This is a genomic window from Ralstonia sp. RL (assembly GCF_001683835.1).
Classification (GTDB): domain Bacteria; phylum Pseudomonadota; class Gammaproteobacteria; order Burkholderiales; family Burkholderiaceae; genus Ralstonia; species Ralstonia mannitolilytica.
The window spans coordinates 1-1,770 of the sequence record NZ_LWRX01000232.1; the positions used below are offsets into that span (position 1 = coordinate 1).

Genomic DNA, 1,770 nt, shown 5'->3' on the forward strand with positions numbered 1-1,770 from the left:
GACGCGATCCTCGTCGCCCCGGCATCGGCCGATTTTCTGGCGCGCATCGCGCACGGCATGGCCGATGACCTGCTGGCGACCATGGTGCTGGCCCGCGATTGTCCCTTGCTGTTGGCGCCGGCGATGAATCGCCAGATGTGGGAGAACCCGGCAACCCGGCGCAATGTGGCGCAGCTGTCCGCCGACGGGGTGGGCCTGCTCGGTCCGGCAGCCGGCGAACAGGCCTGCGGTGAAGTGGGTGAAGGCCGCATGCTGGAGCCGGAGGAGATCGTCGAGGCGGTGATCGCTTTCTTCACGCCCAAGGTGCTGGCCGGCCGCAAGGTGCTGATGACGGCCGGCCCGACCTTCGAGGCCATCGATCCGGTGCGGGGCATTACCAACCTGTCGTCCGGTCGCATGGGCTATGCCGTGGCCCGGGCGGCCCAACAGGCCGGTGCCGAGGTGACGCTGGTTTCCGGGCCGGTCGGTTTGGCCGCGCCGCAGGGAGTCGAGCGGATCAAGGTACGGAGCGCCCTGGACATGCACGCGGCTGTGATGGCGCGCGCGGCCAAGGCCGACATTTTCATCGGTGTGGCGGCGGTGGCGGATTACCGTGTCGCCAACGCGGCTGGGCACAAGCTGAAGAAGGATGATGGCGGCATCCCGCCCCTCGAACTGGTCGAGAACCCCGACATCCTGGCCGAGGTCGCGGCCTTGCCGAATGGCCCGTTCTGCGTCGGCTTCGCCGCCGAGAGCCGGAATCTTGAAGCCTACGCCCAGACCAAGCGGCGCAAGAAAAACATTCCGCTGATCGCCGGCAACCTGATCCAGGACGGCTTCGGTGGCGACGACAACCGTCTGGTGCTGTTCGACGATGCGGGAACGCATCCCTTGGCGCCAGCGCCCAAATCCGTGCTCGCCCGGCAACTGGTCGAGCACATTGCTCAATTGCTGACAGGAAAAGACTGATGCACCAGATCGACGTCAAGATTCTCGACAACCGCCTGCGCGAAAGCCCACCGCACTATGCCACCCCCGGGTCGGCCGGTCTCGATCTGCGGGCTTGTGTCACTGCGCCGCTCCATGTCGGGCCGGGCCAGACCGCGCTGGTGCCGACGGGCATGGCCATCCACCTGGCCGATCCCGGCCTGGCGGCGATGATCCTGCCCCGTTCCGGCCTGGGGCACAAGCATGGCATCGTGCTCGGCAACCTGGTCGGCCTGATCGATAGCGATTACCAGGGCGAGTTGATGGTGTCGGTGTGGAACCGCAGCCAGGCGGCGTTCACGATCAATCCGCTTGACCGGATCGCGCAGCTGGTCATCGTGCCGGTGCTGCAGGTCGGCTTCAACATCGTCGACGATTTTGACGCCAGCCATCGGGGTGACGGCGGTTTTGGCAGTACGGGCAAGGCTTGATGCATCGCCCGCTGGCCGGCCCGATCGACGGGGCGCGTGCCGTTTTTTCGTAGCGGCGCGGCCTGCGATCAGGGGCGGGCGTCTGGCGGATTGAGCGGCGTGCTCGACGGCGGCTGACCCCGTTCGGGATGGTCGATCAGACGGTCGGTCAGGCCGGCGCCCAGCCACATGCCGATCAGGGAGAGCCAGGCGGTCAGCGCGAAGATGGCGGCACCTGAAACGCCCGCCCCGACCGCGCAGCCGCCGGCCAGCATGCCGCCGAAGCCCATGCAGATCGCGCCGGCAATGTAGCGGCGCATGCTGTGGCCGTCCCGGAAGCCTTCCAGCTTCAGTTCCCGGCCCCACAGCGCGGCGACGAAGGAGCCCAGGACGA

At 67.6% G+C, this 1,770-nt stretch carries 3 protein-coding genes; 2 read left to right on the forward strand and 1 reads right to left on the reverse strand.

Going from position 1 to position 1,770, the window contains the following annotated elements:
• Window positions 1–948, forward strand: a 948-nt coding sequence (gene coaBC / locus A6M56_RS21175; RefSeq protein ID WP_286758387.1) for a bifunctional phosphopantothenoylcysteine decarboxylase/phosphopantothenate--cysteine ligase CoaBC, incomplete at its 5' end; no start/stop codon positions are given.
• A complete protein-coding gene (dut, locus tag A6M56_RS21180; RefSeq protein WP_286758388.1) occupies window positions 948–1,397 on the forward strand; it encodes a dUTP diphosphatase in 450 nt (149 codons plus the stop codon). The genes coaBC and dut, both read left to right, overlap by 1 nt.
• 68 nt (window positions 1,398–1,465) lie before the next feature.
• Here dut and A6M56_RS21185 read toward each other — a convergent pair.
• Window positions 1,466–1,770 (reverse strand): YeeE/YedE thiosulfate transporter family protein (locus A6M56_RS21185; RefSeq protein ID WP_286758389.1); only part of this gene is annotated, 305 nt, incomplete at its 5' end.